The 12664-nt window shown below is 69.1% G+C and carries 13 protein-coding genes; 10 read left to right on the top strand and 3 right to left on the bottom strand.

Features of this window, described 5'->3' with window-relative positions:
- The first annotated feature begins 2 nt into the window (after positions 1 to 2).
- From CFB34_RS08965 to CFB34_RS08980, 4 genes are read left to right on the top strand one after another with little or no spacing between them, the layout of a single operon-like run.
- Complete coding sequence (locus tag CFB34_RS08965; RefSeq protein WP_089443357.1) at positions 3 to 731, top strand: methyl-accepting chemotaxis protein; 729 nt, start codon at positions 3 to 5, stop codon at positions 729 to 731.
- Complete coding sequence (locus CFB34_RS08970; RefSeq protein ID WP_089442823.1) at positions 728 to 1309, top strand: hypothetical protein; 582 nt, start codon at positions 728 to 730, stop codon at positions 1307 to 1309. Before CFB34_RS08965 ends, CFB34_RS08970 begins: the two co-directional genes overlap by 4 nt.
- A 32-nt stretch (positions 1310 to 1341) precedes the next feature.
- Positions 1342 to 2301, top strand: a complete 960-nt coding sequence (locus CFB34_RS08975; RefSeq protein ID WP_089442822.1) for a chemotaxis protein CheX — start codon at positions 1342 to 1344, stop codon at positions 2299 to 2301.
- Positions 2302 to 2341: 40 nt separating this feature from the next.
- Positions 2342 to 2707: a response regulator gene (locus CFB34_RS08980; RefSeq protein WP_011355572.1), complete on the top strand. Its 366-nt coding sequence runs from the start codon at positions 2342 to 2344 to the stop codon at positions 2705 to 2707.
- A 40-nt stretch (positions 2708 to 2747) separates the two neighbouring features.
- Here the strand turns inward: CFB34_RS08980 and CFB34_RS08985 are convergent, their stop codons facing one another.
- On the bottom strand, positions 2748 to 3278 hold the full coding sequence (locus CFB34_RS08985; RefSeq protein WP_089442821.1) for a DMT family transporter: 531 nt from the start codon (positions 3276 to 3278) through the stop codon (positions 2748 to 2750).
- Between the two features lie 90 nt (positions 3279 to 3368).
- Here CFB34_RS08985 and CFB34_RS08990 point away from each other — a divergent pair, with 90 nt between their 5' ends.
- The 4 genes from CFB34_RS08990 to CFB34_RS09005 all read left to right on the top strand — a co-directional run bounded on the left by CFB34_RS08990 (position 3369) and on the right by CFB34_RS09005 (position 5971).
- The gene (locus CFB34_RS08990; protein ID WP_089442820.1) at positions 3369 to 4274 is read left to right on the top strand and encodes a LysR family transcriptional regulator; all 906 of its coding nucleotides are present in this window, start codon (positions 3369 to 3371) and stop codon (positions 4272 to 4274) included.
- Positions 4275 to 4419: 145 nt separating this feature from the next.
- Positions 4420 to 4569 (top strand): hypothetical protein, encoded by a 150-nt coding sequence (locus CFB34_RS08995; protein WP_179243713.1) that lies wholly within the window; start codon positions 4420 to 4422, stop codon positions 4567 to 4569.
- A 10-nt stretch (positions 4570 to 4579) separates the two neighbouring features.
- Positions 4580 to 5032 carry a DUF3592 domain-containing protein gene (locus tag CFB34_RS09000; RefSeq protein ID WP_089442819.1) on the top strand — a complete coding sequence of 151 codons (453 nt, stop codon included), beginning with the start codon at positions 4580 to 4582 and terminating at the stop codon, positions 5030 to 5032.
- Positions 5033 to 5176: 144 nt separating this feature from the next.
- Positions 5177 to 5971: an enoyl-CoA hydratase gene (locus CFB34_RS09005; RefSeq protein ID WP_089443356.1), complete on the top strand. Its 795-nt coding sequence runs from the start codon at positions 5177 to 5179 to the stop codon at positions 5969 to 5971.
- Positions 5972 to 6108: 137 nt separating this feature from the next.
- Here CFB34_RS09005 and alr read toward each other — a convergent pair whose 3' ends face one another.
- Positions 6109 to 7230: an alanine racemase gene (gene alr, locus CFB34_RS09010; protein WP_089442818.1), complete on the bottom strand. Its 1122-nt coding sequence runs from the start codon at positions 7228 to 7230 to the stop codon at positions 6109 to 6111.
- A gap of 301 nt (positions 7231 to 7531) precedes the next feature.
- Between alr and CFB34_RS09015 the strand changes: the two genes are divergently transcribed.
- Positions 7532 to 7903, top strand: a complete 372-nt coding sequence (locus tag CFB34_RS09015; protein WP_089442817.1) for an MAPEG family protein — start codon at positions 7532 to 7534, stop codon at positions 7901 to 7903.
- Positions 7904 to 7930: 27 nt separating this feature from the next.
- Here the strand turns inward: CFB34_RS09015 and CFB34_RS09020 are convergent, their stop codons facing one another.
- Positions 7931 to 8905: a LysR family transcriptional regulator gene (locus CFB34_RS09020; protein WP_089442816.1), complete on the bottom strand. Its 975-nt coding sequence runs from the start codon at positions 8903 to 8905 to the stop codon at positions 7931 to 7933.
- Positions 8906 to 9024: 119 nt separating this feature from the next.
- Between CFB34_RS09020 and CFB34_RS09025 the strand changes: the two genes are divergently transcribed.
- On the top strand, positions 9025 to 12564 hold the full coding sequence (locus CFB34_RS09025) for an ABC transporter ATP-binding protein (RefSeq protein WP_089442815.1): 3540 nt from the start codon (positions 9025 to 9027) through the stop codon (positions 12562 to 12564).
- Positions 12565 to 12664 lie beyond the last annotated feature (100 nt).

Below are 12664 nucleotides of genomic sequence, written 5' to 3' on the forward strand. Positions count from 1 at the left end.
GGATGATCCAGATGGCCGCTGCACTGGCGGGCGGTGTCGTCGTCGCCATCGTGGCGGCGGTCGTGTTACGCGTGACGCGCAAGCGGCTCGTCGCGGCGCACGAGCGCGAGACGGCGCAGTTGCGTGGCGCGCTCGACGCAGCCGATGCGCGCGCCGCCGATGCCGCGTCGGCGCATGCGGAGGCGGCCGACGCATGGGCGCAGCGCGAGGCGCAGCTCGAGGATGCGCTGGCGCGCGAGACGTCCGCCGCCGGCTCGCAGCGCGACGCCGTGCAGGCGCTGTCGGCCGATCGAGCGGCGCTCGCGCAGCACGCGATGAAGATCGCCGACGAAGCCGCGCGCCTGCGCGGGCTCGCCGGCACCTTCGAGCGCTGGCACGAGCAGATGATCTCGCTGACCACGCAGAACCAGGACATGCGCGCGAAGAACCTGGAGCTGTCGGCGATCGTCGCGCACGTGTCGATCGTGTCGCTGAACGCGTCGATCGAGGCCGCGCGCGCCGGCACGGCCGGGCGCGGCTTCTCGATCGTCGCGAGCGAGGTGCGCGGGCTGGCCGCGCGCTCGCAGGAACTGTCGAACAGCTATCGCGACAGCCTGAACCGCAACGATCTCGTGACGGCCGCGACGTTCCAGGACATCCAGGCCGGCGGCAAGATGATCACGGCCGCGCTCGCGACCGTCGAGACGCTGGCCGGGCAGTTGCACGCGCGGATCGAGGGAGAAGCCGCGTGATCAGTGCGCAGGCGAGGGCCGGGTTCGAACGGATCTTTTTCGATGCCGCGCGCACGCGGCTCGCGGCAGGCGGCGCGTGCGACATCCGGCCGCGAGTCGGGCACGAACACGACGCGCCGGATCGCGCGCACGCGAGGTCGCGATCGAAGCCGCAGGCGCCCGAACATGTGGTTGTGCTGACGATCTCCGCACTGCATTTCCGCCTGCTGCTCGCGCTGCGCTTCAGCGACGACGACGCGACGCGCCGCCATTTCGCCGGCGCGACAGCGGGCACGAACAGCCAGCGACCGTTGACCGACGCGTTCATGGAAGTCGCGAACCTGTGTTGCGGCGCGATCAACCAGGCGCTGACCGCGTCGTTTCCCGACCTCGGGATGTCGACGCCTTACCTGCTGAGCGGCGCGAGCATCGACTTCATGCACGCGCTCTCGCCCGATTACGTGGCCGCCTACGACCTGACGCTCGATGGCGACGTGCGGGTCGGCGCGACGTTGTGCGTGTGCGCGAACGCGCCGGTCGATTTCCATGTGCCGGAGACGGCCGTGATGGAAACCGGCGGCGAGCTCGAACTGTTCTGACCGACCCCGACCGACCAATAGGAAACCTTGAGATGACCCTGGACAAACCCGTCAGCAAGGTGCTCGTACTCGACGACAGTCGCGCGCACGCCGACGCGATCAAGCGTTTCTGCGACGAGCACAACCTGGTCGGCCTGACCGTGCGGCGCAGCCGGTTGCTGAAGGTGCTGCGCTCGAACATCGACCTGGGCGCGATCCTGCTGGCCGAGGATTACGGCGGTTCGGCGGCCGAGAGCGCGATCATCGCGACGCAGATCGATGCGCTGCGCCCCGAATTGCCGATCATCCTGCGCCGCGAATCGCTCGCGTCGCGCGACGGGCTGCCGGAGGCGCTCGCGCGCGTCGCGTGCGCGGCCTACGTCGCGGACGACATGACGCCGCTCAAGCGCGCGATCGACGAATACCTGTTCGGCCGCGACTACCCGAACGCGCTCGTGCGCGGCATCTCGGAGATCACCGAGGCGCGCATCGACAGCCTGTTCCCGGGCATGACGATCGAGCACGAAACGCCGTGCATCGTGCGCGACCAGATCATCTTCGGCGAAGTGTTCAGCCTGATCGCGCTCGAAAGCGCGTGGTGCCGCGGCTACATGCTGCTGCAGACGAGCGAGCAGCCGTTGCTCGACATGCTCGGCGGCACGCGCGAAGGCGGCCGCGCGCCGGATTTCCGCGACGTGAACAGCGTGCTCGGCGAGCTGACCAACCTCGTATGGGGCGCGTTCAAGAACCGCTATCTCGGCGACGCCGAGGCACTGGCGCGCCATCCGGTGCAGGTGCCGCTCGTCGTCAATCACAAGCAGAAGTTCATCTCGTTCGGCGGCGATTGCCCGCAGCTCTGCTTCAAGTACCGGATGACCGATCCGGCATCGGGGCGCTCCGTGTGCCTCGACCAGCGCTTCGTGTTCAGCCTGAGCTGGTCGCCGGAGGATTTTCGCGAATCGGTGCAGGACGTGGGGCCGATGGTCGAATCGGGTGAACTCGAACTGTTTTGAAGACTGAAGTCAGCAACAAGGAAAGGAAGGGGAAGACGACATGGCAAAGATTCTGGTGGTCGACGATTCGGGCACGGTGCGCGACGAGGTCGCGGGCTTCCTGCGCAATCACGGGCTCGACGTCGCGACGGCCGTCGACGGCAAGGACGGGCTCGCGAAGCTCAAGGCAACGCCCGGCGTGCGCCTCGTGATCAGCGACGTGAACATGCCGAACATGGACGGCCTGACGATGGTCGAGAAGATCCGCGGCGAACTGGCGAATTCGACGGTCAACGTCGTGATGCTGACGACCGAAAGCAGCCCGGCGATGAAGGAGCGCGGCAAGGCCGCCGGCGTGAAGGGCTGGATCGTGAAGCCGTTCAAGGGCGACGCGGTGCTCGACGCGCTGAAGAAGCTCGCGGGCTGACACCTATCGGGCTGCGGCGCACCCGCGCCCGCCCGCACATTCAGCGCGGCGGTTCGGGTTGCGCGGCTGCCGCGTCGCCGGTCGCGGCCGGTACGCGCGGCGCGGGCGTCTGCCATTGCACGACGATCATCCCCGCGAAGATCAGCGCGACCCCCGCGATGCGGCCGGGTGTCGCGAGCCGCTGCGCGAGCCCCATCAGCCCGTAGTGGTCGATCAGCAGCGACGCGAGCATCTGCCCGGCGACGACGCAGACGATGAAGGTCGTCGCGCCGAGCCGCGGCGTCAGGATCAGCGCGAGCGTGATGTAGATCACGCCTGCGAGGCCGCCGAGCCACGTCCACAGCGGGCGCTGCAGCGCGTCGCCGACGAGCGGCGCGTTCGCACGCGTCGCCAGCAGCACGGGCAGCACCGCGAGCAGGCTCACCGTCAGCGACGCGACGCTCGCCCACAGCGGGTGGCCGAGCGCGCGCCCGAGCGCGGCATTGCTGCCGCCTTGCAGCGGCACGAGCGCGCCGGCGACGAAAGCCGCGACGGCGAGCGGAAGGGTGGCGAAGGACAGGGAAGTCGTCATCTTGATGGGTCATGAAAGGATGCTGAAATGATTGTTGTCCATTAAGATCACGAATGGAAATTCGTTCTTCGGATGCTTCATATTCATCCCATGAATAATCTGGCCCGCATCGACCTGAACCTGCTCGTGACGCTGCACGCGCTGCTGAGCGAAAAACACATCTCGCGTGCCGCCGTCCGGCTGCACCGCAGCCAGCCGGCCGTGAGCCATGCGCTCGCGCGGCTGCGCGACATCTTCGGCGATCCATTGCTCGTGCGGCGCGCGGGCCGGCTCGAACTCACCGCGCGTGCGAACGAACTGGTCGAGCCGCTGAACGACGTCCTCGGCCGGCTCGGCGCGCTGATCGAGCCGCCGGCGTTCGATCCGTCCGCGGCCACGCGCGTGTTTCGCATCGCGATGTCCGACTACGGCGCGCGCATCGTGCTGCCGTCGCTCGTGAAGACACTGCGTGCCGACGCGCCGGGCATCGAGCTGATCGTGTCGCAAGCCACCCGCGAGGCGATGCGGATGCAGCTGATGGACGGCGAGGTCGATCTCGCGCTCGGCGTGTTGCCCGCGATGCAGCGCGACCTGCACGCGCAACCGTTGTTCGTCGAATCGTTCGCGTGCGTGGCCGATGCAAGCCGCCTGCCGCGCCGCGGCGAACTCGCGCTCGATGCGTGGCTCGCACGGCCGCATGCGCTCGTCGCGATGCGCGACGGGATGGACAACGAAGTCGATCGCGCGCTCGCGCGGCTACGGCGCGAGCGGCACATCGCGGTGATCCTGCCGTTCTGGGGTGTGGCGAACGACCTGATCGCCGGCACCGACCTCGTGCTGACCGTCGCGCGGCGCAACCTCGACCGCGTGCGAGACGATGCGCGGCTGCGCGTGTTCGAGCCGCCGTTCCCGATCGATTCGTTCGAGTTCGCGCAGCACTGGCACGCGCGCCGGCACGGCGACGCCGCGCACCTCTGGCTGCGGCAGACGATCGCGCGCGTCGCGAGCGGCGGGTAGCCGCGCGGCGTGGCCGGCCACGCCGCCTGCGCAATTTACAGCGCGCCGCGATCTCCGTATCCTGCCGGATGCCGAGGGCGGCGTGCCTGCGCGATCTGCGCAGCACGCCCGGCATCCACGACAATCAGGAACGGGGCATCTTTCCATGACAATCAGGATCGATCGGGCGGCGCGCGTGCGCGGCGCAGGCAACGGTTCGTATGAACGCGTGACTGACGAAACGTGGCGCGGCATGACGTGCCGCTGCAAGGCGCAGTCGACGATCGACGTGTCGTTCCATCAGTCGCATCCTTGAGGTGAACGCAATGGTGCCGGGATCCGGCCGCACCGACGCGCAGCAGATGGAAATGCTGATCGCGAAGGGCGTCGTCTTTACCATCGTCGGTACGTGCCTGCTGATCGGCGCTGCCCTGTACGCGCAGTCGACGCGCGAATTCCTGCGGACGTCGATCGTCGTGCCGGGGCGGGTCATCAGGCTGAACGCCGGCCCGCATCATCCGGAGATCGCGTTCACGACGCTCGCGGGCGAGCATGTCGAATATCCGCAGGGTGGCTCGGTCAGCGAGGAGGACGGTGCGACCGTCGAGGTGCGTTACGCACCGGACGCCCCCGCGATGAGCGCGCGGTTGAATACGTTCGGCGCGATCTGGGGGGACGTCCTGATGATAGGCGGGATGGGCGTTGTCTTTTTCGTGGGTGGCCTCGGTCAACTGCGCTCGGGCGTGCGCGCGTGGCGCAGCGGGCGCAAGCGGACGTGACCGTGTGAGCCTGCTGCACCACGACTGGACGTCGCACGGAATGTGGAGGAGCATTTCATCACCACGGTGCCGTGAACGTGCACGCATCATCGCCACGTATTCGCGCCGCATCGAATCCTGCCGAACCCCATCGAGCGGAACATGATGAAATCCGATCAAGACACGGCCGAGCCGATCCTGTTGCGCGACGCGCACGACGGTGTCGTCACGCTGCGGCTGAACCGTCCGCAGCAATTCAATGCACTGTCCGAGGCGATGCTCGCGAGCCTGCACGATGCGTTCGAGTCGCTGGCGGCCGATCCGCACGTGCGCTGCGTCGTGCTGGCCGCGCAAGGCAAGGCGTTCTGCGCGGGCCACGACTTGCGGCAGATGCGCAGCCAGCCCGAACTCGATTACTACCGCACGCTGTTCGCGCAGTGCAGCCGCGTGATGCTCGCGATGCGTGCGTTACCGGTGCCGGTGATCGCGCGCGTGCAGGGCATCGCGACGGCCGCCGGCTGCCAGCTCGTCGCCGCGTGCGACCTGGCGATCGCGGCCGATACCGCGCGCTTCGCGGTATCGGGCATCAACGTCGGGCTGTTCTGTTCGACGCCCGCCGTTGCATTGAGCCGCAACGTCACGGCGAAGCGTGCGTTCGACATGCTCGTGACCGGGCGCTTCGTCGACGCGGCAACGGCCGCCGCATGGGGCCTCGTCAACGAGGCCGTGCCCGAGGATGCGCTCGACGCGGCCGTCGCGCGCAAGGTCGCGGAGATCGTCGCGAAGAGCCCGGCGGCGGTGCGGTACGGCAAGCAGATGTTCTATCGCCAGCGTGAGTTGCCGCTCGACGAAGCCTATGCGTATGCGGGCGACGTGATGGCGCGCAACATGATGGAGGAGGATGCGGGCGAAGGGATCGACGCGTTCCTCGAGAAGCGCAAGCCGACGTGGCGTTCATAGTGCATTGAACGAAGCGGAAGGGCCGTCACCCACGCCTTGCGCTCGCACGGAAAAGCAAACGGGCCGCCCGAGGCGGCCCGCAACCGACACGCACGTCAGGCGACGCAACAGCGCGTGCGCCGCTGCATCGAAGCCGGTCAGCGCCCGTAGCTGCCGGTCCGCAGCGTCGGCTGTTCGCTCGACGCACCCGGCGGCACGATCACGACCGGCACGCGGCGCGCGAGTGCGCACATCAGCTCGTAGCCGATCGTGCCGCTGGCTTCCGCCACGTCATCCACCTTCACCTGGTCGCCCCACAGCTCGACACGCGACCCGATACCCGCGTTCGGGCACGGCGTCAGGTCGACGGTCAGCATGTCCATCGATACGCGGCCGACGACGCGCGTCATCACGCCGTCCACCGCGATCGGCGTGCCGGTCGGTGCGTGGCGCGGATAGCCGTCCGCATAGCCGCACGCGACGACGCCGATCCGCATCGGCCGGTCGGCCGTGAAGCGGCGGCCGTAGCCGACGGTCTCTTCCGGCGACAGCGTCTGCACACCGATGATCTTGCTCGTCAGCGTCATCGCGGGCATCAGCGGCGTGTCGGCGATACCCCGCGACGCACCCGTCGGCGACGCACCGTACAGGATCGTGCCCGGCCGCACCCAGTCGCGGTGCGCACGCGGATGCCACAGCACGGCGGCTGAATTCGACGTCGAGCGCTCGCCGGGTATCCCCGCCGTCGCCGCATCGAACTGGTCGAGCTGCCAGTCGACTTCGCCTTCGTCGGCGTTCGCGAAATGCATCATCAGCGTGATCTTGCCGATCGACGGCGCGCTCGCCGCGCGCTCCCACGCGGCGCGGAACACGGCGGGGCGGTAGCCGAGCCGGTTCATCCCGGAGTTCATCTTGAGCTGGATGTCGATCGGCTGCTGCGGCTTCGCCGCGATCAGCAGGTCGAGCTGCTCGTCGCAGTGCACGGCCACCGTCAGGCGGTGGCGATCGGCCAGCTCGACGTCGGCCGGCTCGAAGATCCCTTCGAGCAGCAGCACCGGCTTGTCCCAGCCGAGTTCGCGCACGCGCACGGCTTCGTCGAGATCGAGCAGCGCGATGCCGTCGGCGGCGGCGAGGCCCGGGTAGATCCGCTCGATGCCGTGACCGTACGCATTGGCCTTGATCACGGCCCACACGCGCGATTGCGCGGCGGTGCGGCGGATGAAGTCGAGGTTGTGGCGGACGGCGTCAGGGCGGATATGGGCGACGATGGGACGGGGCATGGCGATGTCTCGGATCGGATGTCGTTCGGCGCGCGCGGCGGCGCGGGTTCGGCGGCCTGGCGCGACAACGCGTCGGGCCAGTGTTGAGCGCTATCTTATTGGTGTTCGACCAGTTTTAATTAACGTTTTTGTCGATGATTTGGTGGAAATTTTGGTGTCGAACCACGCGCGTCGCGGCTGCTGGCGGGCCGTGCAGCCGAGTCTCCCGTCTAGAAAACCGGTGCGCGAACAGCACGACGCAATGCTAAGCTCTCGGCAATCTTGTCATTGATCAATGTAATCATAAAGGAGGAGACTTTTGATGACGACGTCCCAGCTGTGCCTGTTCATCGTGGCGCTGTTGCCGTTCTCGATGACGTTTCTCGCGAAGGCCCGCAAGGGCTACGACAACCGCACGCCGCGCGACTACCTGGCCAAACTCGAAGGCTGGCGCGCCCGCGCGCAGGCCGCGCACCAGAACGGGTGGGAGGCGCTTGCGCTGTTCACGGCCGCGCTGGTGGTGGCATGGCACAACGGCGCGAACGTGCATCGCGTCGACCAGCTGGCGATGGCGTTCGTCGCGATCCGCGTCGTCTACATGCTGATGTACCTGCTGAACTGGGCGTCGCTGCGTTCGCTCGTGTGGTTCGGCGGGATGGCGTGCGTGGTGGCGTTGTTCTTCGCTGCGCCGTAAGCGGCGCATGCGGGCGAGGCCGGCGCGTTACTTGCCGGTCGCGCCGCCCGTGCCGCGCACGCGACTGTCGTTGGATGCGGGCGCAACGATCGGGCCCGCGATCGGCGCGGCTGCCGCTTCCGCGTGGGCTTCCGCTTCGCGGCGCAGGAACGCGATCAATGGATCGAGCAGCCGGTGCCGTGTCGACGGGTTGCGGCGCAGCACGAAGCGCCACGACGCGGCGCGTTCGAGGCCCGGCCTCAGTGGCACGAGGCGCCCGCTGCGCAGCTCGGGCTCGATCAGCGGCGCGCGCCCGAGCGCGATGCCCGCGCCGCCGACCGCCGCGCCGATCACCTGGCTGAAACTGCTGTAGCGGACGATCTTCGTCTCGAAGTCGCCCGGCAGGCCGAACTCCGTGGACCAGTTGCGCCAGTCGATCTCGGGGCTGTGCTCGTGCATCTCCTGCAGCAGCCGGGAGCGGCACACGTTCACGGAGGCAAACGGATGCAGTTCGGGGCTGCATACCGGGAACACCGTTTCCTGCAGCAGGATGTCGTCGTCGGCCTGCAGCCGGTGCGCGGGCACGTGCACGATCGCCAGATCGACGCCGCTGCGCGCGAAATCCGGTTCGTCGTCGAGCACGACGGCATGCAGCGGCGTGTCGGGATGAAGCGACGAGAATTCCGCGAGGCGGCGGGCGAGCCACATCGCCGAAAACGGCGCGTTGGCGGATACGGTGAGCCGTTGCGCGGTGCCGCGAATCTCGGCACAGGCGTCGGTGAGCCGCGACAGCGCATCGCTGACAGCCGGCAGCAGGCGTGCGCCGGCAGGCGTGAGGCTGATGCCGCCGAGCCCGGTGCTGCGTTCGAGCAGCCGCGCGCCGAGCGATTCCTCGAGCGCGCGTATCTGGTGACTGACCGCACTCGTCGACACGTTCAGCTCCGCCGCCGCGCGCGCGAATCCGCCGAGGCGGACGGCCGCCTCGAAAGCTCGCAATGCGCTGAGGGGAGGGAGGTGCGACATGCGGGGTATTGTAGTTGACTCAACACCCGTTGAAAAATCATCTTTTGCCGCGCACGGGCCGCGCGGGTAGCCTCGATCCGGTCAAGAAAAATCATCATCGGACACCACCGGAGGGCTTCATGTATTTCGACCGACGACTATGGGCAATGATGGCGGGACTGCGCTGGCGGGTGGCCGCGGCCGTCGCGCTCGGCCTGCTCGCGATGGGTGTCGGGATCCTGCGTTTCGTCTTTCTCGGCCGCGTGCTGGCGCTGGTCTTTGCCGGTGCGCCGGCACGCAGCATCGGCGAAGCCGTCGTTGCAACGGCGGCCTGCGTGCTGCTGCGCGCGTGGCTCGACCATCGCCGCACGGTGCTTGCGCAGCACACGGCCGGGCGCGTGCAGGCCACGTTGCGCGCGCGGCTGTTCGACCGGATCGCCGCGCTCGGCCCCGCGTGGTTCAGCGGCGAACGCACGGGCGGCGTGATGCTGGCCGTCGTCGACGGCGTCGAGCAACTGCAGACCTTTTTCGGCACCTATTTGCCGCAGCTCGTGATCGCCGCGTGCGCACCGGTGATGATCTTCGCGGTGCTCGCGTGGTGGGACGTGCCGACGGCCGCGATCCTGCTGGTCGCGGCACTCGTCACGCTCGCGCTGCCGCAACTCGTGCATCGCGCCGACAAGCGTGCGGCGCTCGCGCGCTCGGCCGCCTTCAAGGCGTTCGGCGAGGAGTTCCTCGACGCGGTGCAAGGCCTGCCGACGCTGAAGGCGTTCGGGCAAAGCACGGCATTCGGCGCGAAGCTGGCCGCGAAGGCGCGCGCGCTGTCCGACAGCACGTTCTGGGTGCTCGCGCTCGGCCTGCTGACGCGGCTCTTCACCGATCTCGGCACGGGCCTCGGCGCGGCCGCCGCGATCGCCGTCGGCGCGTGGCGCGTGCGGCACGGCGACATGAGCCTCGAGGCGCTGCTGATCGTGCTGATGGCCGGCAGCGAGATCTTCCGGCCGCTGCGCGACCTGCGTTCCGTGCTGCACCAGGGGATGATCGGCCAGTCGGCGGCGAATGCGATTCATGCGCTGCTCGACGCGCAGCGTCATGCACCGGCCACCGACGCGCCGCGCGTCGCGGGCCTGCGGCCGGAGATCGCGTTCGACGCCGTCAGCTTCGCGTATCCGGGGCGCCGCGCGGACGCGCATGCGGCGCTGAGCTTCTCGGTGCGCGAAGGCGAGACGGTGGCGATCGTCGGGCCGAGCGGTGCGGGCAAGTCGACCATCGTGCGCCTGCTGCTGCGCCAGCACGATGCGCAGGGCGGCGCGATCCGCATCGGCGGCCACGACGTGCGCACGCTCGATGCCGGCCAGGTGCGCGAGATGATCGCGGTCGTCGCGCAGGATGCGACGCTGTTCGACGGCAGCGTGGCCGACAACCTGCGGCTCGGCCGCCCCGACGCGAGCGACGCGGACATGATCGCCGCCGCGCGCGCGGCCAATGCGCACGATTTCATCTCGGCGCTGCCCGACGGCTATGCGACGCGCATCGGTGAACGCGGGCTCATGTTGTCGGGCGGCCAGCGCCAGCGTCTAGCGATTGCCCGCGCGCTGCTGCGCGATGCGCCGATCCTGCTGCTCGACGAGGCGCTGTCGTCGGTCGATGCGGAGAACGAAGCGCTGATCCAGCAGGCGCTCGACCGGCTCACGCGCGGGCGGACCACGCTCGTGCTCGCGCACCGGCTGTCGAGCGTGATCGGCGCCGACCGCATCCTGGTGCTCGATCAGGGGCAGGTGGTCGACGAAGGGACGCACGCGGCGCTGATCGCGCGTGACGGCCCGTATCGCCGGCTGATGGGGCCGCAACTGGAAGCGGTCGCCGAATCGGTGGGCGTGGCGGCAACGGCCGGCGCGACCGCGCGCGCGTCGTCGGGCCCGCAGGTGCGGCCGTTGAACGACGATGCGGCCGAGATCGGCTGGCCGGAAACCCTGCGGACACTGCTGCGCTTCGTGCGCCCGTGGACGGGCAAGGTCGTGCTGACGGTGCTGTTCGGGATCGGCCGCGTGCTCGCCTTTATCGGCGTCGGCGTGATCGGCGCGCTGGTGGTCGGTGCGGTACCGAGTGGCCACGTGAGCCCGGCGCTCGTCACCGCGCTGCTCGTGATCGCGCCGGTGGCGGCCGTGCTGCACTGGCTCGAATCGTGGCTCGCGCACGACATGGCGTACCGGCTGCTCGCGGAAATGCGCATCGCGCTGTTCGCGACGCTCGAACGTCTCGCGCCGGCCGGGCTGCTGCGTCGCCGTTCGGGCGATCTCGTGTCGCTCGCGACGCAGGACGTCGAGACCGTCGAGTATTTCTATGCGCACACGCTGGCGCCCGCGTTCGTCGCGGTGCTCGTGCCGGCCGCCGTGCTGGTGCTGCTCGCGTCGGTCGCGTGGCCGCTCGCGCTCGTGCTGCTGCCGTTCCTGTTGTGGGCCGGGCTCGCGCCGGTGCTGGCGCGGCGCGACGTCGACCGGCTCGGCACCGGCGCGCGCGAAGCGCTCGGCCAGCTCGGCGCGCACCTGACCGAAACGATCCAGGGGCTCGCGGAACTGACCGCGTTCCAGGCCGTCGCGCGCCGGCGCGCGGCGTTCGTGGCCGAAGTCGATGCGTACCGCAAGCAACGCGCAAAGCTGCTCGACGATCTGTCGGCGCAAAGCGCCGCGCTGGAAATCGCGAGCGGGCTCGGCGGGCTGGTCGTCGCGGCGCTCGGCGCGCTGCTGTGCGCACGCGGCTGGTTTCCGCGCGAGTCGTTGCCGCTGCTGGTGCTGGTGGCCGTGGCCGCTTTCATGCCGGTGGCCGAAATCGGCCAGGTCGCGCGCCAGCTCGCCGATACGATCGCGTCGACGCGACGCTTGCGCGCGCTGGAGAAGGAGCCGGTGCCGGTGACGGACGGCACGCGTGCGATGCCTGCCGATCCGGCGGTACGCTTCGAGGCCGCGTCCTTCACGTACCCGGGCCGCAGCGTGCCCGCGATCGACCGCGTGAGCTTCGACGCTCCGCCCGGCAGCACGGTCGCGCTGGTCGGGGCGTCGGGCGCCGGCAAGTCGACGGTCGCGAGCCTGCTGCTGCGCTTCTGGGATCCGCAGCAGGGCCGCGTGACGCTCGGCGGCGTCGACCTGCGCGACTTGCGGCTCGACGACCTGCGGCAGCACATCGCGCTGGTTGCGCAGGATACCTACCTGTTCAACGACACGCTCGAAGCGAACATCCGGCTCGCCGCGAGCGATGCGTCCGACGCGGACGTGCAGCGCGCGATCGACCATGCGGCGCTCGGCGACTTCGTCGCGCGGCTGCCGGACGGGCTCGCGACGCGCGTCGGCGAGCGCGGCGTGCAGCTGTCGGGCGGCCAGCGCCAGCGTGTCGCGATTGCGCGTGCGTTCCTGAAGGATGCGCCGGTGCTGATCCTCGACGAAGCGACGTCCCATCTGGATACGATCAGCGAGCAGCAGATCCGCGCGGCGCTGGAAGACCTGATGACGCAGCGCACGTCGATCATCATCGCGCACCGGCTGTCGACCGTGCGCAACGCCGACCTGATCCTCGTGATGGAGCACGGCAGCGTGATCGAGGCCGGGCGGCATGCGGACCTGATGGCGCGGCAGGGCGCGTATGCGCGGCTCGTGTCGCATCAGGCGAGTGGGGTGGCGGCGTAGCGAAGTAACGCGTCGGCGATCGAGGCGGTCTCTCGTGTTGTCAGGGCCCCGCTATTGACAACATATGTTGTGTGATTGTCTAATTCTTCATCGCGTGTTG

It is taken from the genome of Burkholderia sp. HI4860 (assembly GCF_002223045.2).
Lineage (GTDB): Bacteria > Pseudomonadota > Gammaproteobacteria > Burkholderiales > Burkholderiaceae > Burkholderia.